Source organism: Pseudomonas taetrolens, from assembly GCF_900475285.1.
Lineage (GTDB): Bacteria > Pseudomonadota > Gammaproteobacteria > Pseudomonadales > Pseudomonadaceae > Aquipseudomonas > Aquipseudomonas taetrolens.
Window position 1 is genome coordinate 1,623,671 of the sequence record NZ_LS483370.1, and the last position, 26,484, is coordinate 1,650,154.

A 26,484-nucleotide genomic window follows, 5' to 3' on the forward strand; every position below is an offset into this window, starting at 1 on the left:
ACCCACCAAATCAGAGTGAGAGTGGATGTGAGCAAACGAGCCTATAACTTCTGCGCAGGTCCTGCTGCGCTCCCTGAAGCCGTCCTGTTGCGTGCCCAGTCCGAGTTGCTCGACTGGCACGGCAAGGGCCTCTCCGTCATGGAGATGAGCCACCGCAGTGATGAGTTTGTATCCATTGCGACCAAGGCCGAGCAGGATCTGCGGGACCTGCTGTCTATTCCCTCGAACTATAAGGTCCTGTTTCTGCAGGGTGGCGCCAGCCAGCAATTTGCTCAAATTCCGTTGAATCTGCTGCCCGAGAATGGCAAGGCAGATTACATCGACACCGGCATCTGGTCGCAAAAGGCGATTGAAGAGGCTTCGCGCTTTGGTCGCGTGAACGTGGCAGCAACGGCCAAGCCTTATGATTACTTCGCCATTCCAGGCCAGAACGAGTGGAAGCTGTCGAGTGATGCGGCTTACGTTCATTACGCGCCAAATGAAACCATTGGTGGCCTGGAATTCGACTGGATCCCGCAAACCGGTGATGTACCGTTGGTCGCTGACATGTCCTCCGACATTTTGTCGCGCCCGGTGGATGTCTCGCGTTTTGGCATGATTTACGCAGGCGCCCAGAAAAACATCGGGCCAAGCGGTATTGTGGTCAACATTATTCGTGAAGACCTGCTGGGGCGTGCGCGCACTATCTGTCCAACGATGCTTGACTACAAGGTCGCAGCGGATAACGGTTCGATGTACAACACGCCGCCGACACTGGCCTGGTATTTGTCTGGCCTGGTGTTCGAGTGGCTCAAAGAGCAGGGCGGGGTTGAGGCGATCGGCAAGCTCAACGAAGTCAAGAAGCGCACTCTGTATGACTTTATCGATGCAAGCGGCCTGTACAGCAACCCGATCAACAAGTCTGACCGGTCCTGGATGAACGTGCCGTTCCGTCTGGCGGATGACCGTCTCGACAAGCCATTCCTCGTGGGTGCCGAAGCGCGCGGCCTGCTGAACCTCAAGGGGCATCGTTCGGTAGGCGGCATGCGTGCATCGATCTATAACGCTGTGGACATCACCGCGGTTAATGCGTTGGTGGCGTACATGGCAGAGTTCGAAAAGGAACACGGCTAATGTCTGAGCAAGAACTCAAGGCGCTGCGCGTGCGTATCGACAGCCTGGACGAAAAGGTTCTGGAGCTGATCAGCGAGCGCGCCCGCTGCGCTCAAGAAGTTGCGCGGGTCAAAATGGCTTCGCTGGCAGAGGGTGAAGTGCCGGTATTTTATCGGCCTGAACGTGAGGCGCAGGTGCTCAAGCGCGTCATGGAGCGCAACAAGGGGCCGTTGGGTAATGAAGAGATGGCGCGTTTGTTCCGCGAGATCATGTCTTCCTGCCTGGCGCTGGAGCAGCCGCTGAAAGTGGCGTACCTGGGGCCGGAAGGTACCTTCACTCAGGCCGCGGCGATGAAGCACTTCGGGCATGCCGTCATCAGTAAGCCAATGGCTGCGATCGATGAAGTTTTCCGTGAAGTGGCGGCGGGTGCTGTCAATTTCGGTGTGGTGCCGGTGGAAAACTCCACTGAAGGGGCTGTGAACCATACGCTGGACAGCTTCCTTGAGCACGACATGGTGATTTGCGGCGAAGTCGAGCTGCGCATTCACCATCACCTGCTGGTTGGCGAGAACACCAAGACCGACAGCATCAGTCGCATCTACTCCCACGCACAGTCGCTGGCTCAATGCCGCAAATGGCTGGACGCGCATTACCCGAATGTCGAGCGTGTTGCTGTGTCGAGCAATGCCGAGGCAGCCAAGCGGGTCAAGGGCGAGTGGAACTCGGCGGCCATTGCGGGTGATATGGCCGCAGGCTTGTATGGGTTGACCCGTCTGGCTGAAAAGATCGAGGACCGTCCGGACAACTCCACGCGGTTCCTGATGATTGGTAATCAGGAAGTGCCGCCGACCGGTGACGACAAGACCTCGATCATCGTGTCGATGAGCAACCGTCCAGGTGCGTTGCATGAGCTATTGGTGCCGTTCCATGAGAACGGTATCGACCTGACGCGCATCGAAACACGTCCTTCGCGTAGCGGTAAATGGACCTATGTATTCTTCATCGATTTTGCTGGCCACCACCGCGACCCATTGGTTAAAAGTGTGCTGGAGCAAATCAGTCAAGAAGCAGTCGCACTTAAAGTGCTGGGTTCTTACCCTAAAGCGGTTCTCTGAGGCGGTCATACATGAGTGGTGATTTTCTCGCCCTGGCACAGCCGGGCGTGCAACAACTTTCGCCTTACGTCCCGGGCAAACCCGTGGATGAACTGGCGCGTGAACTGGATATCGATCCGGCCACCATCGTCAAGCTGGCAAGCAACGAAAACCCGTTGGGTGCAAGCCCTCGCGTGCTGGCGGCCATTGGTGAAGCGCTGGCTGAGCTGACGCGTTATCCGGACGGCAATGGTTTCGCGCTCAAGCAGCTGTTGGCCGGGCGCTGCGGTGTGCAGCTCGATCAGGTGACGCTGGGCAACGGCTCCAACGATATTCTGGAGCTGGTCGCACGGGCTTATCTGGCGCCGGGTCTGAATGCCGTGTTCAGTGAGCATGCATTTGCCGTGTATCCGATCGTCACTCAGGCGGTGGGCGCGCAGGCGCGTGTCGTGCCGGCCAAGGAATGGGGGCATGACCTGCCAGCCATGCTTGAGGCCATCGACAGCAATACCCGCGTGGTCTTCCTGGCGAACCCGAACAACCCCACCGGTACCTGGTTTGGTGCGGATGCGTTGAACGAGTTTTTGCAGGATGTACCCGAGCGCGTTCTGGTCGTGCTGGACGAGGCTTACATCGAATATGCAGAAGGTGGTGATCTGCCGGATGGCCTGGAATTCCTTTCGGCTTATCCAAACCTGCTGGTGTCGCGTACGTTTTCCAAGGCTTATGGTCTGGCTGCCCTGCGAGTGGGCTACAGCCTGTCAACGGCGGTGGTTGCAGATGTGCTGAACCGGGTTCGTCAGCCATTCAATGTCAACAGCCTGGCGCTGGCTGCGGCCTGTGCCGCGCTGCAGGATGTTGACTACCTTGCTGAAAGTCGCCGTCTTAACGAAGCGGGCATGCTGCAGTTGCAGGACGGCTTTCGTGAGCTGGGGCTGGGCTGGATTCCTTCGCGGGGCAATTTCATTGCGGTGGACCTTGGGCGAGAGGCAATGCCGGTTTATCAAGGCTTGCTGCGCGAAGGCGTGATTGTGCGTCCGGTGGCCAACTACGGCATGCCGAACCACTTGCGTATCACCATTGGCCTGCCGGCAGAAAACGCGCGTCTGCTTGAAGCGCTAGGCAGGGTTCTTGCTCGTGGTTGATGTCATGTCGGTAAAGCCTGTCGTAGGTCGGCTGGTCGTTGTCGGGTTGGGCCTGATTGGTGGATCCTTCGCTAAAGGCATGCGCGAAAGCGGTTTGTGCACGGAGGTGGTGGGGGTCGATCTTGACCCGGAATCCCGTGCGCTTGCCGTGGAGCTGGGTGTTGTCGATCGCTGTGAGGCGGATTTGGCAACAGCGTGCCGTGATGCAGATGTCATTCAACTGGCCGTGCCGATCCTGGCCATGGAAAAAATGCTCGGGTTGCTGGCGGGCATTGATCTTGGCAAGGCCGTGTTGACCGATGTGGGCAGTGCCAAAGGCAATGTCGTGCGGGCTGCGGCGCAGGCATTCGGTGCGATGCCTGCATGCTTTGTTCCCGGGCATCCGATTGCCGGTTCCGAGCAAAGCGGCGTCGAGGCTTCCAATGCCAGCCTGTTCCAGCGGCACAAGGTGATTTTGACGCCTGTGGCTGAAACTGACGCGCAGGCGCTGGCGCTGGTCGACATGATGTGGCGAGCGCTGGGGGCGGACGTCGAGCACATGCAGGTCGAGCGTCACGATGAGGTGTTGGCTGCAACCAGTCATTTGCCTCATTTGTTGGCTTTCGGGCTGGTGGACTCTCTGGCCAAGCGTAATGAAAATCTGGATATCTTTCGTTATGCGGCGGGTGGTTTTCGCGATTTTACAAGAATCGCCGGAAGCGACCCGGTAATGTGGCATGACATTTTTCTCGCCAATCGCGAAGCAGTGTTACGCACATTAGATACGTTTCGCAGCGATCTCGACGCCTTGCGCGACGCGGTCGATGCTGGGGACGGGCATCAATTGCTGGGCGTTTTTACCCGCGCCCGGGTTGCTCGCGAACATTTCAGTAAAATCCTGGCCCGCCGGGCTTATGTGGACCCTATGAATTCAAATGATCTGATTTTCCTGGCTGAACCTGGTGGCAACGTAACCGGGCAGATCCGTGTGCCGGGCGACAAGTCCATTTCGCACCGTTCGATCATGCTCGGCTCGCTGGCTGAAGGCACTACCGAAGTAGAAGGCTTCCTTGAGGGCGAAGATGCCCTGGCAACACTGCAGGCGTTTCGTGACATGGGCGTGGTGATTGAAGGCCCTCACCATGGTCGCGTGACTATTCACGGTGTTGGCCTGCATGGCTTGAAAGCGCCGCCAGGGCCCATCTATCTGGGTAACTCGGGGACTTCAATGCGCCTGCTGTCCGGCCTTTTGGCCGCGCAGAGCTTTGATACCACCCTGACGGGCGATGCCTCGCTGACCAAGCGTCCGATGAATCGCGTGGCTAATCCGCTGCGTGAAATGGGCGCGGTCATTGATACCGCTGCCGAAGGTCGTCCGCCAATGACCATTCGTGGCGGTCACGCGCTTAAAGGCATGGACTACACCCTGCCGATGGCCAGTGCCCAGGTGAAGTCTTGCCTGCTGCTGGCCGGGTTGTACGCTGAGGGCAAAACCTCGGTGACGGAACCTGCGCCGACCCGTGATCATACCGAGCGCATGCTGCGCGGTTTTGGTTATCCGGTCAGTGTCGAGGGGGCTACCGCTTCCGTTGAGTCGGGGCACAAGCTCACGGCGACCCACATTGAAGTGCCGGGTGACATCTCGTCCTCGGCATTCTTCCTGGTGGCGGCTTCGATCGCTGAAGGCTCTGACCTGTTGCTTGAGCACGTAGGCATCAACCCGACGCGTACCGGGGTTATCGACATATTGCGTTTGATGGGGGCGGATATCACCCTTCAAAACCAGCGCGAAGTGGGCGGTGAGCCGGTTGCTGATTTGCGTGTGCGATCGGCCCGCCTCAAAGGCATCGACATTCCTGAGGAGCTGGTGCCCCTGGCAATCGATGAGTTCCCGGTATTGTTTGTTGCGGCTGCTGTTGCCGAGGGTCGTACGATCCTGCGCGGGGCAGAGGAGTTGCGTGTCAAGGAGTCAGACCGGATCCAGGTCATGGCTGATGGTCTGCTGACGCTGGGTGTCAAATGCGAGCCTACGCCGGACGGCATCATTATCGACGGCGGTCCGATCGGTGGTGGTGAAGTTCATGGTCATGGTGATCATCGTATTGCGATGGCGTTCAGCGTGGCGGCATTGCGGGCAACCGCTCCGATCCGTATCCACGATTGTGCCAACGTAGCCACTTCATTTCCGAACTTCCTTGCACTCTGCAAGCAAGTGGGCATGCGCGTTGCGCAAGAGGCGAACTCGTGATGGCTCTGGCTCCTGTAATTACCATTGATGGCCCAAGCGGTTCGGGCAAAGGCACTGTGGCCGGGATCCTGGCCAAGCGTTTGGGATGGAATCTGCTGGATTCCGGTGCCTTGTATCGTTTGCTGGCTTTCGCGGCGGGTAACCATGGCGTTGCCCTGGATAATGAAGCCTTGCTGGAGAAACTGGCTGCACATCTTGATGTGCAGTTCGTCGGGGCGACGGAAGGTACATCTGCGCGCATTATTCTCGAAGGTGACGATGTAACCCACGCCATCCGCAGTGAGACTGTCGCTGCCGGTGCCTCGAAAGTCGCGGCCCTGCCTGCTGTGCGCGAGGCCTTGCTGTTGCGCCAGCGTGCTTTTCAGGAGGCGCCGGGTCTTGTCGCCGATGGTCGCGACATGGGCACCGTGGTGTTTCCTGATGCGCCGCTAAAGGTGTTTTTGACGGCTAGCGCCGAGGAACGGGCGCGTCGTCGTTACTTGCAGTTGAAGGCCAAGGGCGATGATGTTAGTCTCTCTGGTCTGCTAGATGAGATTCGTGCCCGCGATGAGCGTGACACGCAGCGAGCAATAGCCCCGCTCAAACCGGCGGCTGATGCGATACAGCTGGACTCTACGGAGTTATCCATCGAGCAGGTGCTTGAACGCATCATGAGTGAAATCGCACTTCGCGATATCACTGGATGACCAAGAAAGCGTGCAGGAGACCAGAAATAGTCCTGCATGCCTTCTTTTATATGAACGTAACCCACATTGTCTGGAATGTGGCTGATGGGCGTATTCCTTCGCCCTTGAACAACAGGAATTAAAATGAGCGAAAGCTTTGCAGAACTCTTTGAAGAAAGCCTAAAAACCCTGAATCTTCAGGCTGGCTCGATCATCACCGCTATCATCGTTGATATCGATTACCAAGCTGGTTGGGTAACCGTTCACGCTGGTTTGAAGTCTGAAGGCCTCATCCCGCTGGAGCAGTTCCACAACGACGCTGGCGAACTGAACATCAACATCGGTGATGAAGTTCACGTTGCGCTGGACGCGGTCGAAGACGGCTTTGGCGAAACCAAGCTGTCCCGTGAAAAAGCCAAGCGCGCTGAATGCTGGATCGTTCTGGAAGCAGCCTTCGCAGCAGAAGAAGTGGTCAAGGGCGTTATCAACGGTAAGGTTAAAGGCGGCTTCACTGTCGACGTTAACGGCATCCGTGCGTTCCTGCCAGGTTCTCTGGTTGACGTTCGTCCAGTGCGCGATACTACGCACCTGGAAGGCAAAGAGCTGGAATTCAAGGTCATCAAGCTTGACCAGAAGCGCAACAACGTTGTTGTTTCGCGTCGTAGCGTTCTTGAAGCAGAGAACTCCGCTGAGCGTGAAGCTCTGCTGGAATCCCTGCAAGAAGGCCAGCAAGTCAAAGGTATCGTCAAAAACCTCACCGATTACGGCGCATTCGTCGATCTGGGTGGCGTCGATGGCCTGCTGCACATTACCGACATGGCTTGGAAGCGTATCAAGCATCCTTCCGAAATCGTCAACGTTGGCGACGAGATCGATGTCAAGGTTCTGAAGTACGATCGCGAGCGCAATCGTGTTTCCCTGGGCCTGAAGCAGCTGGGCGAAGATCCATGGGTTGCTATCAAAGCCCGTTACCCAGAAAGCACTCGCGTTACCGCGCGTGTAACCAACCTGACCGACTACGGCTGCTTCGCTGAGCTGGAAGAAGGCGTTGAAGGTCTGGTACACGTTTCTGAAATGGACTGGACCAACAAAAACATCCACCCTTCGAAAGTCGTACAAGTCGGCGACGAAGTGGAAGTTATGGTTCTGGACATCGACGAAGAGCGTCGTCGTATCTCCCTGGGCATCAAGCAGTGCAAATCTAACCCATGGGAAGATTTCTCTGGCCAGTTCAACAAGGGCGATAAAATCTCCGGCACCATCAAGTCGATCACCGATTTCGGTATCTTCATTGGTCTGGACGGCGGCATCGACGGCCTGGTTCACCTGTCCGACATCTCCTGGAACGAAGTGGGCGAAGAAGCCGTACGTCGTTTCAAGAAAGGCGACGAGCTTGACACCGTTATCCTGTCTGTTGATCCAGAGCGCGAGCGCATCTCCCTGGGTATCAAGCAGCTGGAAAGCGATCCGTTCTCCGAGTACGTACAAGAGAACGACAAAGGCGCAATCGTTAAGGGCATCGTGAAAGAAGTTGACGCTAAAGGCGCCATCATCACTCTGGCCAACGATATCGAAGCGACTCTGAAAGCCTCCGAAATCAGCCGTGACCGCGTTGAAGACGCGCGCAACGTTCTGAAAGAAGGCGAAGAAGTAGAAGCCAAGATCATCAGCGTTGATCGCAAGAGCCGCGTAATCCAACTCTCCATCAAGTCGAAAGATGATGCTGAAGAGAAAGAAGCAATTCAGAGCCTGCGCGACAAGCCAGCTACCTCTGACATTGCTGCTGGTCCGACCACTCTGGGCGACCTGCTGCGTGCACAAATGGAAAAGCAGAACTAAGTTCTGACTGACCATTAAAAAAGGGCGACTTAGGTCGCCCTTTTTTGTGCCTGAAATTTGAGTCAGGTGCTGGGAGTGGGGCTTATAGTTGTTAAAGGTGTCTGTGCGGGGTCCTGGCGCAACAGGTGCTTCAGAGCCGTGGGCGGGTATTGGCGGTGTATGAGGGTTCAAGGCTCTGCAGGAGGCGCAGGCCGGTCGGAGCGGGCTGATATCCATTTGCCATAGTTGTTTCATGTCCCTTGTTGGTTGCCAGCTCTTGCCGTGATGTGTGAAAAGATAAGTCAAATCCTGGGCTGTTCAAAGTCATTCGATCATGCTAAAACCTTTGAAGCGCTGATCTAGCTGCTTGAAAAAGAAGGGAAAAATATGACGAAGTCGGAGTTGATCGAACGAATTGTCACCCATCAAGGGCTACTCTCATCCAAGGATGTTGAGCTGGCTATCAAGACCATGCTTGAGCAAATGTCACAGTGCCTGGCGACCGGAGATCGAATTGAGATCCGTGGCTTTGGCAGTTTCTCGCTGCACTACCGAGCACCCCGGGTAGGTCGGAATCCGAAAACCGGCCAGTCTGTCAGTCTCGATGGTAAATTTGTTCCTCATTTCAAACCGGGCAAAGAGCTCCGCGATCGAGTGAATGAAGATGAGGAAGAAGACGTTTAACCCTTAAGGAACAAGGAGTTGTTGATGCGTAATTTTAAGCGAGCAATGCTGGTGGTGCTTGCCCTCATTGTGCTTTTCGGGGTGGTGGTTTTTATCCTCGAGAACCAGCAGCCGACCTCCTTGATGTTCATGGGGTGGCGCTCAGCAGAATTGCCTGCATCGCTGTTCTTTATTGCTGCGCTCCTGATTGGCATGGTGATCGGGCCTGTCATGGGGTTCGTAGCCTACAGGCGAAAAGCGGCCAGATTAAAGCATAACTAGCTTCAACCGTAAGGCGCTCTCCCGGGCTTATGCCGACTGGCTAATAGGTGAAGGTGAATGACGCTGGCGATGAATGACGTGGCTTGAAATGCTCAGGCCGCGGGATGCGTGCTCGCTACATGACGGCAGGTTTTCCGCCGAAGCATTCAAGATGCGGTAAGTATTCCTACGCAAAGTGCGGCTTTGTATTGTTGGTCAGTACTGGCAGAATTCAGGCCGAACCCGATTATCAGCTGTTCATATACTTCTTGGGTGTGCATGGATGCATATGTCTATTGGTAAGTGGTTGCCAGTGTATGAAAATCCCTGCATTACAAGTCCGCAGCATATTCCCGTTAGCAGGTCTAGATGAGCAGTTTTTCTCGTATCTCCCACGGCGCAGCCTCTGACGGCGTAGATTTTGTTGCTCTGGTCCGGGCTGTCTGGCTGCAAAAAAATATCATCATTGCGGCGTCGGTGCTGTGTGGCCTTGCTGCCTGGGGTTATGCATCGTTAGTGACGCCTGAGTATCAGGTGAGCAGCGTTATCCGTCCGGCTGCGATCAACGAACTGGATGCGCTCAACCGTTCCGGCGTCTATACCCTGCCGCCGAGTGAAGCCTTGTTGAAGGTAGGCGCTTCCCTTGAGTCCTACGATACGCGGCTGGGCTTTTTCAGGGCTAACCAGGCGCTGTTCAGTCAGTTCGAGCGCCCGGGCCGAACGCTGGAGCAAAGCTTTGAGCACTTCAATCGCTCTTCATTGAAACTTATTCTTCCTGACCCCAATAAAGCTGACTCTCTCGGTGCTTTTATCGGCCTGGAGTTAAGTTATCCCGAGGGTGTTGACGGCGTTCAGATTCTCAACGGCTTTGTAGACTACGCTGTGGATGCCGAGCAAAAGCAGATTGCCGCTGACCTCAAGGTCATTGTCAATAATCGCTTGACTGAGCTGAGAGGCAAGATTGACGCAGCGCGTTCAAATTACGAGTCAGAAAAAAGCGCGCAAATTGCGACCTTGCTCGAATCGGACAATATAAAGCGTGCGCAACTGCAGGACGAGCTCAAGGCGTTGCGTCAACAGCTCAAGGTCGGCCGATTCGATCGCATAGCCGAGTTGAATGAGGCGATAGGTATTGCCAAATCCCTGGGTATTCAAAAACCGACGACACCTTTGGCTCTGGGTGGGTCGACTGACGCCAGCAATACCAATGTCATGCGTACGGAAATCAACAATCAGCAGACTCCCTTGTATTTCATGGGAGTTGATGCGCTGGAAGCAGAGCGCACGGCATTGCAGAACCGTAAAACCGATGATTTCACTGAAGCCCGTATCGCTAAAATTGCCCACGAACTGCAGTTGTTGCAAAGCAACCGAGAAGTTGAAGTGCTCAAGCAGCGCCAGAATGAAGATCTGTTTCTAAGTGGCGTGCAACCCCTGCGTGCCGAGGTTGTGCGTTTGGGCAATGTGGGTAGTCTCGATACCAGCAACATTAAATTGGTGGCAGTCGATCGCAGGGCGCTGGAACCCATGGAGCCGATTAAGCCCAAGAAGGTCTTGGTCGTCGTGCTGGGGTTGCTCCTGGGAGGGTTTTTAGGTGTGTTGATTGCTTTGGTCAGGCACTTTGTGGCCAGCCGTGCTGCCCGTCTTCAGTCCGCTGGCCCGGCTGCACCGTCGAAGGATTCAGGCGACAACTAGAGAACCCGACCCGCTATACGCGACCACGTAAAAGTGCGGGCAGGGAGGAGGTTTTGTTGAATTGGAAGGCGAGGGCTGTATCATTCGAGCAGGCATTACCCATTGAGTGGATATTCCGCTCATGCAGATCAACAGGATGTGATTGGTTTTGTTTCAGGTATAGCGAAATACAGATCAAATGAGCCTTTGCAGATGAACTGTGAGGGCGATGTCGAGCTCAAAATGACTTTGTCGATGCATTGTCTCTTTCGATTCAGTGTGGCAGCCCTTTAAAGAACGCTCCCGCTGCCTGGCATGATGATAAAACACGGAAGAACCATTATGAACTGCCTATATACATGACAAGCTCCCTGCTCGCCCAGGAGCCTGCCGCATCCGGATCTCGCGACTGGTATCTGGTGCAATGCAAGCCCAAACAGGATGAACGTGCCGAGGAGAACCTCGTGCGACAAGGGTATACCTGTTCACGTCCTGTCTGCCGGCGTGAGAAAACTCTGCGCGGGCAGGTGCAATGTGCCCAGGAGTCCCTGTTCCCTGGATACTTGTTTATTCATATGCCACACGGTGCAAATTGGGCCCCGTTGCGCTCAACTCGCGGCGTAGCCCGTGTAGTTGCTTTCGGTAGTCGTCCATTGGCTGTCGGTCACGAGTTGATTCTCCAGTTGCAGGGTCGTGCGCAATCACACGTCATTTCTACGTTCAGTCCGGGTGACAACGTCACGATTCTAGATCAAGGCTTTGCGGGCATTGAGTCGATATTCATGGCAATGGAGGGGGAAGAGCGGGTTATTCTGCTTATCAATCTAATGAGTCGTCAGCAGCAGATCAGCTTGCCTCTCGCGAGGATTGCCTGTCGTTAACCGGTCACCTTGTCAGAGTATTCTGAATGGAGCCGTTCTCAGGAAATCAACGATAAATCCTGGGGCGGTAGCGTGTTTTTCAGATGCCCCATCCAACCTGTTATCTGTCGCAGTAGGGCTTGTACCCGCTCAATTGAGGTAAAACACTCACCATGGCTACTATCAACCGTAAAGGCATTATCCTCGCCGGCGGTTCAGGTACGCGTCTGTACCCGCTCACCATGGGTGTGTCCAAGCAGATGTTGCCAATTTACGACAAGCCAATGATCTTCTACCCGCTCTCGGTACTGATGCTGGCGGGAATGCGTCAAATTCTGATCATTTCAACGCCTGATGATTTGCCCTGCTTTAAAAAGTTGCTGGGCGATGGTAGTCAGTACGGCATTGAGCTTAGCTATGCTGAACAGCCGAGTCCCGATGGGTTGGCCCAGGCATTTATTATCGGGGAGGCGTTCATTGGCACCGATCCTGTCTGCCTGATCCTGGGTGACAATATTTTCTACGGTCATCATTTTTCGGACAATCTCCGGGCCGCCATGTCTCAAACCGAAGGTGCGACAGTATTCGGTTACCACGTCTCTGAACCAGAGCGTTTTGGGGTGGTGGAGTTCGACAGTTCAGGTCGTGTGTTAAGTATTGAAGAAAAGCCTGTGGCACCAAAATCGAATTTTGCCATTGTCGGTTTATATTTCTACGATAACAAAGTGGTCGACATCGCCAAGCGTATAAAACCCTCTTTGCGTGGCGAACTTGAAATCACAGACCTGAACTGTATCTACCTTCAGCGCGAGCAGTTGACCGTTGAAGTACTTGGGCGTGGGTTTGCCTGGCTGGACACAGGCACACACGAGTCATTACTGGAAGCGAGTTCTTTTGTGCGCACCATTGAGCAGCGTCAAGGCTTGAAAGTCGCCTGCCTCGAGGAAATAGCCTTCAATAACGGCTGGATCACACCCGGGCAACTGGCCGAACAGGCTGAAAAGCTGAAGCAGACAGGGTATGGATGCTACTTGTCCCGGCTATTGTCTGAGCGTGCCGGCTTGTGAAATTCTTAGCGACGAATCTTCCCGGTGTGGTTGTCATTGAGCCTCGTACTTTTGTCGATGAGCGGGGCTGGTTCATGGAGAGTTTCAACCAGCGCTGTTTTAGCAAGGGTTTGCAGGATTTGGGTATTCCGGCACCGGAATCGTTTGTTCAGGATAATCAATCCTGCTCAAAGAAAGGGGTGCTGCGCGGCTTGCATTATCAACGTGCGCCTCATGCACAGGGAAAGCTGGTAAGTGTCACTCGAGGCGCTGCATTTGATGTGGCTGTGGACCTTCGCTCGACCTCAGCCACGTATGGAAAATGGTTTGCACTTGAATTAAATGCCAGGAATAAAAAGATGCTGTGGATTCCTGAGGGGTTTGCCCATGGTTTTCTGGCCCTTGAGGATGAGACCTGTGTGAACTACAAGACCACCCGTTACTATAATAAAGAGGCTGAGTGCAGTGTGTTTTGGAAGGATCAGTTATTAGGGATTAAATGGCCAAGGCTGGAACGTTACCTGCTCAGTGATAAAGATAAAAATGCACCTTGCTTATCAAGTTAGAGCGAACATTGTATATGCATTCAAGCGTTGTTCTGCCATTGTGCGGCCACCTTTTGATGCCGGATAGTTATGATGAGGCTAGTGGCTCGGGAGGGCGGGTTTGAAAGGTAATACAACTTCGTACTGCATTGTGTTGTGTGCATGTGTCCTTGTCGCGCTCGGTGATATACGCTCGCTGATAAGTCCTGCGGGATATTGGGCTGCTTGGTGCCTGGTAGGGCTTTTCGGGTATGCCTCCAAGGGGTGCGTATTCAGTTTTAGAGTCAGTGCTGAATTGTTTACCTATTTGGCAGGCTTCTTCATGGTGGTCATGTCATTTGTACTCAGTGCGATCATGAATAGCGATGTAGCGACGCTGTATCAGGGTGTGAAAATATGCTGTGTGGCCGCTATTTTTGTATGTATTTATATTCATGCCCAGCACCTGGAAGGAAGGCAGTTTTATGCTATCAGTGTGACCGTTCTGTGTGTGGGACTGCTGTTCTTTCTCATGTCAAAGTACGCAGTTCCAGCCTTTTATGTCGTACTGGGTGATGGAAGGCAGGGTAGCCTTTTTGCCTTTCCGGGTGTCCTGTGGAAAACCTGCGCCTTTTTTATCGGGTTTGTGATCGTAGGGATGCTGTTTGATGGGCGGGCTAAAAAAATAGCGGTCACCGCTTTTATAATAGGGTTTTATTTATTGATCGCAGACTCAAGTCGAACAGGCTTTATTATTTTTGCACTGGTCGTCTTACTGATGGGGTTGTTAGGACTCTACACCCGCCCCAAAACGGTTGTGGGTGCGTTTATCGGATGTGTCTGTGCCGGAATATTAGGCTTGCTGCTGTACAGTGGCGGTTTCACATCCATGAATCCTGATGATGCACCGCTGGTTCTGGATCGACTGGCTGCCGGAGATCCGGTGCGAATGCAAATGCTGGTTGATGGCGTTGCACATTCGTTGGAGTGCCTGCCGCTGGGATGTGGATTCGGTACAACAGTATCGGATGTGGAGGGGGGCGTGATGGTTGTCCATAACGCCTACCTGTCCTCAGTGGGCGATTTGGGTTTGGGGGGCTTGATGGGTTTGGCCATTCTGATGTTCTCCCCCGTGCTCTTCTTTTTTACCCGGCTGTATAAGTACAGCGCGCTCAAGTACAAACCAGCGCGAGACCTCGCCTATGCAGTGGCTGCATTTGGAGGGGTGGCGGGGTACATCCTGTTACTCATGCTTCATCCCTTCAGCACAGAGCTTTCGGAATGGGGTATCTGGATTGTCATGGTTTCTGCACTGTCGGTGATGTCGCAACGCATGACGAACGACGATCCGGAATTAAAGTATCAGTTGGGTGCGTAATATGATTTTGCAGTTCAAAAATGTGAGCTTGCTGTTCATTGCTCAGTTGGTCAGCTACTTGATTCCCATACTGGAAATTCCAATATTGGCAAAAGCGCTGGGGGTTGAAAAGTATGGACAGATCTTACTGATTCAAACCACGGCGCTTTTGTGTTCGCTGGTGGTGGAATATGGTTTTTCGTTGAGTGGTGCGAGGCAGGTGGCATTGTGTGACAACGACAAGCCTCGACTCGCCCGTATTTACAGTGGTGTGATTTCTGCAAAGTTACTGCTGTCACTGACAATGGGCGCCGTTGCAGGTGTCGTGCTGGCACTTTTTCAGACCGGGCTCGATGCTCAGGCGATTGTCTGGGGCTACCTGTACTTTTTTGCGTTTGGTTTTAGTAATGTCTGGCTGTTTCAGGGGCTGGAAAGAATTTCATTTATCATCATATTTGAAGTGTGCTTGAGATTTGTCTGCCTCTTGGGGTTGTATCTGTTCATCTCTGGGCCTGCGGATGCAAACAGCGCACTCATGATCATGTCCAGCTTTGCATTGGTAAATACACTGGTCGGTTTCTACCTCGCCTATACAGTGGTGGGAGGGTTTGCGCTCAATGTCAGGGCCGGGGTCGAGCAGGTCAAAAGCGGGTTCCACAGTTTTATTTATAAAAGCTCGAACAACATTATGCTCAGTGCCGGGCCTGCCTTGGTAGGTGTTATGTGCGGGCAGGCCGCAGTGGCAAAATTTGCGCCGGCCGAGAAAATCATAAAGGCGTCTGTCGGGTTGGTGAGCCCCGTTTTGATTGGGTTATATCCCTACCTGAGTCGGAAGTTACTGCAGTCCACGTCGATGAACCTTAAGCTTTCCAGTGTGATCGTGGCGGTAATATTTGTACTGGGTGTTATTGGGGCCGGTATTATCTACGCGTTAGGGGAATTTCTGATCCAGATGATGCTGGGGCCAGGGTTCGAGCAGGCGATCGGCATACTGCATTTATTTGTCTTGATCATTCCATTTCGAATGATGAATCAGGCGCTGGGTCTGACCGTGTTCATGCCCTTGGGTAAAGATAAAGTCCTCAGCGGGATGTTAATGCTGTTTTCAATGTTCTCCCTGTTGCTGGCAGCGCTCTTGTCTTACTGGTTTGCACTGGAGGGTATTGTGTACGGCTTTGTGATATCGGAAGTGCTGTTCTCTGTGTCGTTGATCATGTTGGCGATAAAAATAAAACAAGCGGGTGTGCGTGTATGATCACTGTCCTGACGGCGACTTATAATCGTGCTTATACCTTGGCCAGGTTATATGAAAGTTTAGAGCGTCAAACCAATAAGCAGTTCGAGTGGGTCGTGGTGGACGACGGCAGCACCGACAACAGCAAAGCCCTTTTGGATGGTTTTCAACAGACCGCCACCTTCCCGATGAGGGTGGTGGAGCAGCGGAACTCGGGCAAGCATGTAGCCATCAATACCGGTGTTGCTCTGGCCGGGCGCGAGTGGATTTTTTTGGTCGACAGCGATGATGCGCTGCCACCTGACGCCATCGAGATGTTCTTGAGTGATGTGAAAGACAGCACAAGAGAAAACAGCGTCGGCTATTGCTATCGGAAGGCTGATCTGGCGGGAAATATGGTAGGGAATGTGATCACTGCGCCGCGCCTTGCGGAGCCTGTGAGCCCGACTGAAGCGGCCGCCTTATACCAGGGGGACCTTGCCTATATATTCAGGCGCGAGGCAATGCTCAAACATCCTTTTCCGACCTTTGAAGGCGAGAAGTTTGTACCGGAACTATTAATCTGGAACAGACTTTCGGACGAAGGTAGCATCCAGTATTTTGATCATAAGATCATTTATTTGTGTGAGTATCTGGAAGACGGATATTCCGCTAATTTTGCTCAGAATCTACGGCGTAACCCGCGTGGTTTTGGCGTGTATTATAAACACCAGATAGGGCGTGAAAAAAGTTTGACCAGGAAGGTCAAGTGCCTCGTTCGATATGTTCAATGTCGAGTGTTTGGCGTGTTGAAGGGAAGAAAGAGCTGACATGAAAATACTCTATATCATCACCGGACTCGGTGTCGGTGGCGCCGAAAGACAGGTACTCGACCTGGCTGATCAATTTGCCGGGCAGGGGCACACTGTCAAAATTTGTTATCTGGTTGAGCCTGTACTGTTACGACCTAAACATGACAGCGTTGAATTACTGGGTGTGGGACTTGAAAAGTCGGCTGCGGGGTTTGTGAAAGGGATCGTCAGGCTGCGAGCCATTATTAAAGCGTTTGCGCCTGATGTCGTTCACGCACACATGGTGCATGCCAATTTATTTTCGCGCATGGTACGGCTTATTTGTCCGATCACTAAATTGATCAACACGGCACATAATACTAACGAGGGTGGCCAGGCTCGAATGCTGGCTTATCGATTGACGCATCGGCTGGCAGATGTGACGACCAACGTCACACAGGAAGCCGTCAGGGTATTTGAGCAGAAAAAAGCCTGTCCGATAGGGACAATGCGCGCTATATCGAACGGGATTGATACCGAGGTATACAAGCCTGATTCGCAGGCTCGTTTCGTGATCAGGGAGGAGAACGGCGTCTCTGAAGATGACCGCGTGATCCTGGCAGTCGGTCGCCTGATGCCCGCCAAAGATTATGAAAACCTTGTGCATGCCTTTAATGATGTGGCAAGGGAGTCTGACAATGTCAGGTTATGGATCATTGGTGACGGAATCGAAAAGCAAAAAATTCTTGATCTTGTAGACAGATTGAAACTCGCCGACAAAATCAGTTTTCTCGGCGTGAGATCGGACGTTGCGAAGATTTATAACGCCGCGGATATATACGTCCTGTCTTCTGCCTGGGAAGGCTTTGGCCTGGTAGTGGCCGAAGCGATGGCCACGGAGAAGGTCGTGGTGGCCACAGACTGCGGCGGAGTGAAGGAGGTTGTCGGTGACTGTGGTTATTTGGTGCCGATCAAAGATCCTGTCGCTTTGGGGGCCGCCATGAAAAACGCATTGCTGCTTTCACCGGATGAAAAGATTAAATTGGGCGCGGCGGCGAGAGCTCGAATTATTCAAAACTACTCCCTCACAGAAATCGTCAACGTATGGCACGAAATTTATACATCCTGACGGAAAACCAATGGTTTACGGGGTGCTTCTGGATTGAATGATGAAAGATAAAACGTTGCTTATAGTGACCACCGTGCCTGAGACGTTGATGACCATCCTGGCCACTCAACCCGGTTTTTTGAACCAGTCATTTAAAGTGCACTTGGCCAGTTCCGGCGCAGGCGAGATGCAAAAACTGTCTGCCCGCGAAGGTGTCCCGGTTCATGAAGTAACGATGCAGCGTGGAATGAGTCCGTTTCGTGATTTGGTTTCAATTTTCGCCATGTGTCGTCTGCTGCGCAAACTCAAGCCTGACGTTGTACATTCCTATACGCCCAAGGCCGGCATGGTTGCGATGGTTGCCGGTTTTCTTTGCAGGGTGCCTGTTCGGGTCCATACATTTACCGGTCTTATTTTTCCAACGCAAACGGGTGTTAAACAAAAGCTCCTTATTAATATTGACCGTTTAATATGCTTTTGTGCCACCCGGATTGTTCCGGAGGGCCGGGGGGTTAAAAAAGACCTGGTCGAGTACAGTATTACCCGCAAACCACTGGATGTTATCGGCCATGGGAATATTGCCGGTGTGGACTTGGATTATTTTCGACCTGGCATTGATGAGGTGGATGACAAATCCCGAGCGTTGGTGGCGGCGCTGAACATAGCGAGTACAGATTTTGTTTTTTGTTATGTCGGACGATTGAATAGAGATAAAGGCCTGAAGGAATTGGGGCTTGCATTTAAAGCGCTGCCTGATACAGCCCGCTTGATACTGGTTGGAGGCCTGGATTCAGCGGCTCCTGTGGATGATGCCACTCTCCAGTTGTTCAGGGACCATGACAGGATCCATGTGCTCGGTTTCCAGGCGGATATTCGTGTAGCACTGGCAACCTCGAATGTTCTTGTTCTGCCAAGTTACAGGGAAGGTTTTCCGAATGTGGTTTTACAAGCCGGTGCGCTGGGCAAGCCGGCTGTCGTGACCAATATCAGTGGGAGTAACGAGATCATTGAGCCGGGATTGAACGGCTGGGTCGTTCCTTCCAAAGATGCCTATGCGCTTCAAGTGGCAATGGCGCAAGCAATGGTTACGCCTAAGGTAGAACTCGAGGCGTTGGGAAAATTTGCCCGCTCGCGAATTGCTGAGCGTTTTGATCAAGCCGCTCACCGTGTTCGAATGAAAGATTTTTATTTACAGGAGCTGGGTCTTGATTAAACGTTTATTTGATGTGACGGCTTCTTTTTTCGGCTTGTTACTGCTGTCTCCGATCATTGCATTATTGGCGTGGGCCGTTCGCCGGAAATTAGGCAGTCCTGTTCTTTTCAGGCAAGTCCGACCCGGGCTGAAGGGCGTTCCCTTCGAAATGCTGAAATTCAGAACCATGAGAGATGCTGTTGACAGTCAGGGTAATCCACTGCCTGACGCGGAGCGTTTAACATCATTTGGTTCTTTTTTACGTTCAAGCAGCCTGGATGAGTTGCCAGGCCTTTGGAATGTTTTAAAGGGTGATATGAGTCTGGTCGGCCCTCGACCGCTGCTTGTCGAGTACCTGCCACTTTACAGCGCTGAACAAGCACGACGTCATGACGTGAAGCCAGGCATTACTGGCTGGGCACAAGTCAACGGACGAAACGCAATTAGTTGGGAGCAAAAATTTCAGTACGATAATTGGTATGTCGATAACCAATCGTTCTGGCTGGATTTGAAAATTATTGCCCTCACGCTCAAAAAGGTATTTATACGTGAAGGCATAAATGCTGCTGGTGAAGCGACTATGACAAAGTTTACAGGGGGCGCCAAGACCCGAAAACTCGCCATTCTGGGAGCTGGAGGGCATTCCAGAGTGGTCGCTGACACTGCTGAGTGTTGCGGCTGGAGTGAAATTGAGTTTTTCGATGATGATTGGCCTTCCACACAGCAGGTCGGCATTTGGAATGTGACCGGTAATACGGCTGATTTGTTGGGACGTCTGAATGAGTTTGGTGGCGTGATTGTGGCCATTGGAAATAACGAAATTCGTTCTGCAAAAATGGGTACTTTGAATGACGCAGGTGCTCCGTTGATTTCACTGATTCATCCGGCAGCAACAATCAGTCGCTACGCTAGTCTTGGCGAAGGCGTCGTGGCTTTTGGCGGAGTGGTTGTCAATACAGGTGCGACCGTCAGCGCTGGTACTATTCTCAACACCGGCTGCAGTGTTGATCATGACTGCTATCTGGGTGAGTGCGTACACCTCAGTCCGGGGGCCAGGCTGGCAGGCTCAGTGCGTGTCGGCCATCTCAGCTGGATCGGAATCGGGGCGAGTGTCAGGCAGTCGATCAACATAGGCTCTAAAGTCGTAGTCGGGGCGGGGGCGGCAGTGGTAAGTGACATTGCTGATGAGTTGACGGTTGCGGGTGTCCCGGCCAAGGTTTTGGCAGACTAACAGCAGTAATTGGCGTTAGATAACGTCAGAGATATTGTTGATGGGTACGGGTAAGTTTTTATTCTAATTTTAATCAAGGGTACTCGATCGTGCTTAACACCCCGTTTTCTCCGTGGCCATCTTTCACTGAAGAAGAGGCAGACGCTGTTCGCGACGTGATTTTATCCAACAAGGTCAATTATTGGACAGGGCAGGAGGCACGCAGCTTTGAACGGGAGTTTGCCGCCTGGTCGGGTACGGAGCATGCGGTGGCCTTGGCCAACGGGACCGTAGCGCTGGACGTGGCGATTAAAGCGTTGGGCATAGGTGCGGGGGATGAGGTGATTGTGACCTCTCGAACGTTCCTGGCTTCGGTTTCGAGTATTGTCAACGCGGGTGCGATTCCTGTATTTGCCGATGTGGATCTTGACTCGCAGAACTTCACCGCCGAAACCATCAGTGCGGTATTGACGCCTCGAACCAAAGCGCTGATCTGTGTGCACCTGGCTGGCTGGCCATGTGACATGGACCCAATCATGGCGTTGGCCGACACCCACGGGCTGAAAGTCATCGAAGATTGCGCCCAGGCACATGGTGCTTATTACAAAGGCCGCCCGGTGGGTTCCATCGGTCATATCGGTGCGTGGTCATTCTGTCAGGACAAAATCATGACCACTGGGGGTGAAGGTGGAATGGTTACCACGAATGATCGTCAGCTCTGGGCTGATATGTGGGCTTATAAGGATCACGGTAAGAGCTGGGAGGCCGTTTATGAGCGCGAGCATGCCCCGGGTTTTCGCTGGCTGCATGAAAGCTTCGGCACGAATTGGAGGATGCTGGAAGTTCAAGCCGTCATTGGCCGCATTCAACTACGCCGGATGCAAGAGTGGCAGGCAACTCGCTTGAATAACGCCCAGCGTATCTGGAGTGCGGCATCGCAGTTACCCGCACTGCGTGTGCCTGTCATTCCGGCCAGCGATGTACATGCCGCTTATAAATGCTACGTCTTTGTTCGTCCTGAGTTGCTGAAAGCCGACTGGACCCGCGATCGCATTCTCAATGAAATGGTTTCACGTGGAGTGCCTGCCTTTTCAGGGTCATGCTCTGAAGTCTATCTTGAGAAGGCATTCGACAATACGGACTGGCGCCCTGCACAACGTCTCCAGCATGCCAAAGAGCTGGGCGAGACGAGTATGATGTTCTTGGTTCATCCTACGTTGACTGAGCAAGAGATGAATTTGACATGCAGCGTCTTGAGTCAAGTTGTTCAGGACGCAACATTGGCGTGAGGTGCCACCTTGCGATAATGAATTGGCCCTGAGGTGTGAGGGGTTGATGGTTTATAAGAGCGGTCTAGGTGTGATAAGGATTTATGGATAGGATTCGCGCATATTTACTCAGTCTCTCGCGGCAGCAAAAGCGGGTTATTCAGGTCGCAACAGACGTTGTATTGGTCTGGCTTGCACTGTGGTTTGCATTTGTCGTACGGCTGGGTGTTGACGATATGGTCAATCCACTCAAGTTGCACTTGTGGTTGTTCATCTGTGCACCCGTTATCGCTATCCCGCTCTTTGTCCGCTTTGGCATGTACCGTGCCGTGATGCGCTACTTTGGCAACGACGCCCTGGTCGTGATCATCAAGGCCGTCAGCTTGTCTTCATTGATCCTGGCTGTTGTGATGTACTGGTACAGCACGCCTGATAACGTTGTCCCGCGCTCAATTATTTTTAACTACTGGTGGTTGAGCCTGATCATGCTCGGCGGCTTGCGTCTAGCCATGCGCCAGTATTTCCTGGGCGACTGGTTTGCAGCTGCTCAGCATGTGCCGTTCACCAGTCGCGATGACAGGCTTTCACGTGTTGCGATCTATGGTGCCGGCGCTGCGGGAAACCAGTTGGTCGCGGCATTGCGCATGGGGCGGCTGATGCGTCCTGTGGCTTTCATTGATGATGATGAAAGCATCGCGGATCGCGTCATTTCCGGCTTGCAGGTTTTCAAGCCTGAAGACATACAGAAAATGATCGACCGTACCGGAGCGCAAGAGCTTCTTTTGGCGATCCCTTCTTCATCTCGTGGTCGTCGCCGCGAGATTCTGGGTTTGCTTGAAGGTTTCCCGCTGCACGTTCGCAGTGTCCCCGGTTTTATGGATCTGGCCAGCGGCAGGGTTAAGGTCGACGATATTCAGGAAGTGGACATTGCCGACTTGCTGGGCCGTGATGCGGTTCCTGCGCAAGACGAATTGCTTGAACACTGCATCCAGGGCCAGTGTGTCCTGGTCACGGGTGCAGGTGGTTCCATCGGCTCTGAACTGTGTCGGCAGATTCTGGTGCTCAAACCCACTACGCTGCTGTTGTATGAGCACAGTGAGTTCAATCTTTACAGCATTCTTTCCGAACTGGAGCAGCGGGTTAATCGTGAGTCGCTGTCAGTGAAAGTGCTGCCAATTTTGGGCTCGGTGCGCAATGCGCACAAATTGCTGGACGTGATGAAGACCTGGCATGTGGACACCGTCTATCACGCCGCGGCCTACAAGCATGTGCCCATGGTTGAGCACAACATTGCCGAAGGCGTTCTGAACAATGTCATCGGCACGCTCAATACCGCTCAGGCCGCCTTGCAGTCGGGCGTGGCGAACTTTGTACTGATATCTACCGACAAGGCTGTACGGCCCACCAATGTGATGGGCAGCACCAAGCGTCTGGCCGAGATGACGCTTCAAGCATTGAGCTGCGAAATGGCTCCGGTGTTGTTTGGCGACAAGGCGAATATCTCACGGGTCAACAAAACGCGGTTCACCATGGTGCGTTTTGGCAATGTGCTGGGGTCATCCGGTTCTGTGATTCCGTTGTTCCACAAGCAAATAAAAGCTGGTGGGCCGTTGACGGTTACGCATCCTAAAATCACACGTTACTTCATGACCATTCCCGAGGCTGCACAACTGGTCATTCAGGCAGGCTCCATGGGGCTGGGCGGTGACGTGTTTGTGCTGGACATGGGTGAGCCGGTGCGCATCGTCGAGCTGGCAGAGAAGATGATCCACCTTTCAGGCCTGAGTGTCCGTTCCGAGAAAAACCTGCACGGTGATATCGAGATCGAGTTTACCGGCCTGCGCCCAGGTGAAAAACTTTACGAAGAGTTGCTGATTGGTGACAACGTAGTGGCCACCCGGCACCCGATGATCATGAGTGCCAATGAAGACATGCTGCCTTGGGAGGTCCTCAAGGATCGCCTGGCCAGTTTGCTCGATGCGGTTGATGAAGATGACTATGCCCGGGTCAGACAACTGTTGCGGGACACGGTCAGTGGTTATGCACCAGAAGGTGAAATAGTCGACTGGATCTACCAGCAGCGTCGTTCTGAACCCTCTTGATTACACACCCTGCAACGCACTGATTTTTGACACGCTCCAGTCATCGCCTAGGTTTGAAATACAGCTCAGGAAAGCTGTTTCCACTTAACGATGTATTGGAGTGTCACCTATGCGTACTGCCTTTCTTTCTTCGATCTTTTTGGCTTTGATAGTCGGTATTTCCAGTGTGGTTCATGCTGCTTCACCGGCAGATCATGTTGAGTCCCTGGTGGCTGCACAACTCGCGCCTGATGCTCAGGTAGTGACGATTAATCTCAATACAGCCGATGAGGCGACGCTACAGCGTGAGCTCACTGGCGTTGGGGCTGCCAAAGCCAGGGCGATAGTGGCTTACCGTGAGGCTAACGGTGACTTTGCTTCGGCAGATGAGTTGCTGGAAGTCAAAGGGGTAGGCAAAGCCATCTATGAGAAGAACCGCGATAAGGTGGCTGTGAACTGAAGTGTCACCATACTAAAAAGGCCAGTCATTGATTTGACTGGCCTTTTTTTTAAACGCCGTACTCGGCCTTGGTGGCAGAAGGTACCGAGGGGGCCGGTTTCTTCTGGCTCATGAAGCGTTTTTCAATGTGAACATAAGTGAGCACTGAAACGAAGGTGATGAGAGGAATGGCAGCCAAATTGATAGACCAGAATGTCAGCCTGGAGATATGGCTCAGATCAAAATACAGAGCGGCGGCCTTGAACGTTAAATACAGTACCGGCAAATGCATAAGGTAAATGCTGTAGCTAATGTCGCTCAGGCGGTTCAAGCACTGCGCATGGAGTATTTTAGGGTTTGCAATCGTTATGCATAAGAAGAATGCGGAGGTCAGTAAGAATCTGACGTAACCATATCCTTGGCTCTCAGTGATTCCGGATGTGAGCAGGAATATGCATAAGGCAATGATGGACAGTAGCCATGCAGGTGGCCGTTTGTAGTGAGCGTTTTTGTGGAGGATGGCTGCGATGATACCTGTCAGGAAATAGGCCCAGCAGACGATCGCACTGGTACCCAGATCAATGGCAGCCAATAGCATGGCGATCAGGAGAACCAGCTTGTTGTACCTGGACTTGTAGGTTAGCGCGACGAGTGGCAACACGGCATAAAAACGCCATTCGTGAATGAGTGTCCAGGTAACAGAGTTTAAAGGCGTTAATGCGATGTCACCGATTTTGGACGGGTTATCCAGAAAGCTGAAGGTCAAGAGCCCTGCAGCCGTCATTAACGTATCCTTGTTAAAGATATCGGTGCTGGAGAAAAAACACGCTATCAAAAACACGATTAATGAGGCGAAGTAATAAAGAGGTGCGACGCGGCGGACGCGTGATTCGAAGAAGTGCTCCCACTTGATAGCGGGTGATTTCATTATTTTGTCGAAGAACAAGAACCCGGTGATGCAAAAAAAGATTTGCACGCCAAAAGAACCCAGGTTGGCATATATCCATCCCCATGAAGAGAATACTTCGTTCTTGATGCCCATGTTGGCAAGCATGAACGGTGCATGGTTAACGACGACAAAGATGGCCGCCAACCCGCGCATGCCATTAATGAATTTGTAGGCATGCTGGGTTTCTGCTTGTTCTATTTTGTGCTTGAAGAGCGTAGAAAATATCAAGAACAGGGAAATGATCAGGAGCGTGATCATTGCTGTTTCTATTGAGTACTCAGTCTTCATTTTTCTTGGCCGCCCGCTCAGCAGGATATTTTTTGTTTTTGAGAACATACATGCCATGCGGGAGGCAATGGATTGCGCTCAACGTAGACGTAGGCCTTCTTATGGGCCAAATCGTGGTGGGATAGTAAAGTGGGCCGTCAAGGAAGACTAGCTGAATGCGACATGTCGAAAATGCGGTGGTAGGGAACGCCCATTTCTACATTGCCGTACTGTGCAATGTATCGGCTGCCCGTATTCAAAGCCCGGGCGGGCAGATCAAGCCCTACGGGTAAGCCCCGGAGGTTGGCATGGGAGGCTGCAGGCTTGTGCGGGACAGGTTGTGCACGAAGTTGTGCGTAGAGACTGTCCTCGGTAACCCGCCCGCCGGATGTTTTGTTCAGCGGTGGGTATTACCGGTCATCCGAGTCCTTGGCGTCCATCTCAGCGTTCCGTTCAGCGACACGCTTGCGTTGCTCGTCAGTAAGTTCAACTTTGTTGGCAGTGTCACGCAGGGTCATCAGCCCGCCTACGATGCCACCGATGGCAACAATCAAAATTAACCAAGCATACCAGGGCATTATGTTCTCTCCTTGATGGGTAAACACTGAGCAAGGATTTTGCGCAGTGAGTCACGGTGTCTCTTTACCTTCTTCGAACAAACAAGAGTGTAGTGGTTCCAACGGGGTGATGCTTGTCCGGTTGTGGCCGTGAAGCGTCACAAAGTGACTAAAATCTCTAAATTGCGATCATCGGGTGCCGGCAGGTAGCATGTTCCGCTACAATGCGCGCCGATTTCGACCAGCCTGAGAACCCGCTAATGTCCGACTGCCAGACTCCTATTATCGTCGCCCTGGATTTCCCGACGCGTGACGCCGCACTGAAGCTGGCTGATCAATTGGACCCGAAGCTGTGCCGCGTCAAAGTGGGTAAAGAATTGTTCACCAGCTGTGCATCGGAAATTGTCGGCACATTGCGCGACAAGGGTTTTGATGTGTTTCTGGATCTCAAGTTTCACGACATTCCCAACACCACGGCCATGGCTGTGAAAGCCGCTGCCGAAATGGGTGTGTGGATGGTTAACGTTCATTGCTCGGGCGGGTTGCGCATGATGGCTGCGTGCCGTGAAGTGCTCGACCAGCGTACCGGTCCTCAGCCGTTGCTGATCGGTGTGACCGTGCTGACCAGTATGGAACGCGAAGACCTGGCGGGGATTGGCCTGGATATCGAACCTCAGGAGCAAGTGCTGCGTCTGGCTGCGTTGGCGCAGAAGGCCGGCATGGATGGTCTGGTGTGCTCGGCCCTGGAAGCACAAGCGCTGAAAAGCGCGCATCCGGGCCTGCAACTGGTGACCCCGGGGATTCGCCCGGCGGGCAGCTCCCTGGATGATCAACGTCGCATCCTGACTCCGCGTCAGGCGCTGGACGCTGGCTCTGATTACCTGGTGATCGGCCGTCCGATCAGTCAGGCGGCTGATCCGGCCAAGGCGCTGGCTGCTGTGGTCGCTGAGCTGGCGTAAACGCCTGGACCTTGAGAGCAGCGC

The 26,484-nt window shown here is 53.1% G+C and carries 23 protein-coding genes and 2 pseudogenes; 23 read left to right on the forward strand and 2 right to left on the reverse strand.

The features are described 5' to 3' along the window. Positions 1–27 precede the first annotated feature (27 nt). From serC to DQN55_RS07845, 22 genes and pseudogenes are all read left to right on the forward strand, one after another. Entirely contained in the window at positions 28–1,113 is a 1,086-nt protein-coding gene (gene serC, locus DQN55_RS07745; protein WP_048382530.1) for a 3-phosphoserine/phosphohydroxythreonine transaminase, read from the forward strand. After that, positions 1,113–2,207 (forward strand): prephenate dehydratase, encoded by a 1,095-nt coding sequence (gene pheA / locus DQN55_RS07750; RefSeq protein ID WP_048382531.1) that lies wholly within the window; start codon positions 1,113–1,115, stop codon positions 2,205–2,207. Before serC ends, pheA begins: the two co-directional genes overlap by 1 nt. 11 nt (positions 2,208–2,218) lie before the next feature. Further along, entirely contained in the window at positions 2,219–3,331 is a 1,113-nt protein-coding gene (gene hisC / locus DQN55_RS07755) for a histidinol-phosphate transaminase (RefSeq protein WP_048382532.1), read from the forward strand. Between the two features lie 4 nt (positions 3,332–3,335). After that, positions 3,336–5,558, forward strand: coding sequence for a bifunctional prephenate dehydrogenase/3-phosphoshikimate 1-carboxyvinyltransferase (locus DQN55_RS07760; RefSeq protein WP_048382616.1), 2,223 nt, complete (start codon positions 3,336–3,338; stop codon positions 5,556–5,558). Further along, a complete protein-coding gene (gene cmk / locus DQN55_RS07765) occupies positions 5,558–6,244 on the forward strand; it encodes a (d)CMP kinase (RefSeq protein WP_048382533.1) in 687 nt (228 codons plus the stop codon). The genes DQN55_RS07760 and cmk overlap by 1 nt, the downstream gene beginning before the upstream one ends. Before the next feature lie 123 nt (positions 6,245–6,367). Then, positions 6,368–8,062: a 30S ribosomal protein S1 gene (rpsA, locus tag DQN55_RS07770; RefSeq protein WP_016780248.1), complete on the forward strand. Its 1,695-nt coding sequence runs from the start codon at positions 6,368–6,370 to the stop codon at positions 8,060–8,062. Between the two features lie 366 nt (positions 8,063–8,428). Then, positions 8,429–8,725: an integration host factor subunit beta gene (ihfB, locus tag DQN55_RS07775; RefSeq protein ID WP_048382534.1), complete on the forward strand. Its 297-nt coding sequence runs from the start codon at positions 8,429–8,431 to the stop codon at positions 8,723–8,725. A gap of 24 nt (positions 8,726–8,749) precedes the next feature. Continuing rightward, positions 8,750–8,986 (forward strand): lipopolysaccharide assembly protein LapA domain-containing protein, encoded by a 237-nt coding sequence (locus DQN55_RS07780; protein ID WP_048382535.1) that lies wholly within the window; start codon positions 8,750–8,752, stop codon positions 8,984–8,986. 348 nt (positions 8,987–9,334) lie between these two features. Then, on the forward strand, positions 9,335–10,660 hold the full coding sequence (locus tag DQN55_RS07785) for a GNVR domain-containing protein (RefSeq protein ID WP_082150759.1): 1,326 nt from the start codon (positions 9,335–9,337) through the stop codon (positions 10,658–10,660). Positions 10,661–10,998: 338 nt separating this feature from the next. Continuing rightward, positions 10,999–11,520 carry a transcription/translation regulatory transformer protein RfaH gene (rfaH, locus tag DQN55_RS07790; RefSeq protein ID WP_048382536.1) on the forward strand — a complete coding sequence of 174 codons (522 nt, stop codon included), beginning with the start codon at positions 10,999–11,001 and terminating at the stop codon, positions 11,518–11,520. A gap of 152 nt (positions 11,521–11,672) precedes the next feature. Then, positions 11,673–12,566, forward strand: coding sequence for a glucose-1-phosphate thymidylyltransferase RfbA (gene rfbA / locus DQN55_RS07795; protein WP_048382537.1), 894 nt, complete (start codon positions 11,673–11,675; stop codon positions 12,564–12,566). Continuing rightward, entirely contained in the window at positions 12,563–13,111 is a 549-nt protein-coding gene (gene rfbC, locus DQN55_RS07800; RefSeq protein ID WP_048382538.1) for a dTDP-4-dehydrorhamnose 3,5-epimerase, read from the forward strand. The genes rfbA and rfbC overlap by 4 nt, the downstream gene beginning before the upstream one ends. Positions 13,112–13,211: 100 nt before the next feature. Beyond that, a complete protein-coding gene (locus DQN55_RS07805) occupies positions 13,212–14,447 on the forward strand; it encodes a hypothetical protein (RefSeq protein ID WP_126514205.1) in 1,236 nt (411 codons plus the stop codon). A 1-nt stretch (position 14,448) separates the two neighbouring features. Further along, positions 14,449–15,681 carry an oligosaccharide flippase family protein gene (locus DQN55_RS07810; RefSeq protein WP_048382540.1) on the forward strand — a complete coding sequence of 411 codons (1,233 nt, stop codon included), beginning with the start codon at positions 14,449–14,451 and terminating at the stop codon, positions 15,679–15,681. Beyond that, positions 15,678–16,469: a glycosyltransferase family 2 protein gene (locus tag DQN55_RS07815; protein WP_048382541.1), complete on the forward strand. Its 792-nt coding sequence runs from the start codon at positions 15,678–15,680 to the stop codon at positions 16,467–16,469. The genes DQN55_RS07810 and DQN55_RS07815 overlap by 4 nt, the downstream gene beginning before the upstream one ends. A 1-nt stretch (position 16,470) precedes the next feature. Beyond that, complete coding sequence (locus tag DQN55_RS07820; protein WP_048382542.1) at positions 16,471–17,559, forward strand: glycosyltransferase; 1,089 nt, start codon at positions 16,471–16,473, stop codon at positions 17,557–17,559. Positions 17,560–17,596: 37 nt separating this feature from the next. Next, positions 17,597–18,751, forward strand: coding sequence for a glycosyltransferase family 4 protein (locus DQN55_RS07825; RefSeq protein ID WP_048382543.1), 1,155 nt, complete (start codon positions 17,597–17,599; stop codon positions 18,749–18,751). Beyond that, positions 18,744–19,331 (forward strand): annotated as a pseudogene (locus DQN55_RS22375) (sugar transferase); the annotation flags it as partial. The gene DQN55_RS07825 and the pseudogene DQN55_RS22375, both read left to right, overlap by 8 nt. Positions 19,332–19,403: 72 nt before the next feature. Further along, positions 19,404–19,961: pseudogene (locus tag DQN55_RS22380) on the forward strand (NeuD/PglB/VioB family sugar acetyltransferase); the annotation flags it as partial. Positions 19,962–20,050: 89 nt separating this feature from the next. After that, on the forward strand, positions 20,051–21,229 hold the full coding sequence (locus DQN55_RS07835; protein WP_048382546.1) for a DegT/DnrJ/EryC1/StrS family aminotransferase: 1,179 nt from the start codon (positions 20,051–20,053) through the stop codon (positions 21,227–21,229). A gap of 83 nt (positions 21,230–21,312) precedes the next feature. Continuing rightward, a complete protein-coding gene (locus DQN55_RS07840; RefSeq protein ID WP_048382547.1) occupies positions 21,313–23,310 on the forward strand; it encodes a polysaccharide biosynthesis protein in 1,998 nt (665 codons plus the stop codon). Positions 23,311–23,419: 109 nt separating this feature from the next. Beyond that, on the forward strand, positions 23,420–23,749 hold the full coding sequence (locus DQN55_RS07845) for a ComEA family DNA-binding protein (protein WP_048382548.1): 330 nt from the start codon (positions 23,420–23,422) through the stop codon (positions 23,747–23,749). Positions 23,750–23,798: 49 nt separating this feature from the next. Here the strand turns inward: DQN55_RS07845 and DQN55_RS07850 are convergent, their stop codons facing one another. Together DQN55_RS07850 and DQN55_RS07855 are read right to left on the reverse strand one after the other, a co-directional pair. Continuing rightward, positions 23,799–24,935 (reverse strand): acyltransferase family protein, encoded by a 1,137-nt coding sequence (locus DQN55_RS07850; RefSeq protein WP_048382549.1) that lies wholly within the window; start codon positions 24,933–24,935, stop codon positions 23,799–23,801. A 419-nt stretch (positions 24,936–25,354) separates the two neighbouring features. Further along, the gene (locus DQN55_RS07855) at positions 25,355–25,522 is read right to left on the reverse strand and encodes a DUF2897 family protein (protein ID WP_074702889.1); all 168 of its coding nucleotides are present in this window, start codon (positions 25,520–25,522) and stop codon (positions 25,355–25,357) included. Between the two features lie 239 nt (positions 25,523–25,761). Between DQN55_RS07855 and pyrF the strand changes: the two genes are divergently transcribed. Then, a complete protein-coding gene (pyrF, locus tag DQN55_RS07860; RefSeq protein ID WP_048382550.1) occupies positions 25,762–26,460 on the forward strand; it encodes an orotidine-5'-phosphate decarboxylase in 699 nt (232 codons plus the stop codon). Positions 26,461–26,484 lie beyond the last annotated feature (24 nt).